The organism is Mesorhizobium sp. M2E.F.Ca.ET.209.01.1.1 (assembly GCF_004010375.2).
Classification (GTDB): Bacteria; Pseudomonadota; Alphaproteobacteria; order Rhizobiales; family Rhizobiaceae; genus Mesorhizobium.
This window is the reverse complement of record NZ_SADP02001328.1, coordinates 1-282: the sequence shown is the minus strand read 5'-3', so window position 1 is coordinate 282 and position 282 is coordinate 1. Positions and strand designations below refer to the sequence as shown.

The 282-nt window shown below is 64.5% G+C and carries 1 pseudogene; it reads right to left on the bottom strand.

Annotated elements, in window-relative coordinates:
• Positions 1-282, bottom strand: a pseudogene (locus EN852_RS40285) (lipopolysaccharide heptosyltransferase II); the annotation flags it as partial.

Genomic DNA, 282 nt, shown 5'->3' with positions numbered 1-282 from the left:
ACTGGAATTCGCGCGGATAGCCGATGCGCTCCGGTATGCCGGCCAGCCATGGCACCAGCGCGGCCTTGGTGCTGCTGGTGAGCATATAGGCCGCCTGGTAGTCCTCCTTGCGGATTTCGCGCGCCAGGCCAGCCCGCTCTTTCAGCCCAGGCTTCCAGTGCTTCTCGACGATCCATGTCTTGCGAATATGCGGCATTAGCCGCGCCAGCGGCGCGGCGAGCCGTGAGGTGGCGACGTCGATCGGATGCCCCGGAAACTTCTCCGCAAGGATCTGGATTGCCG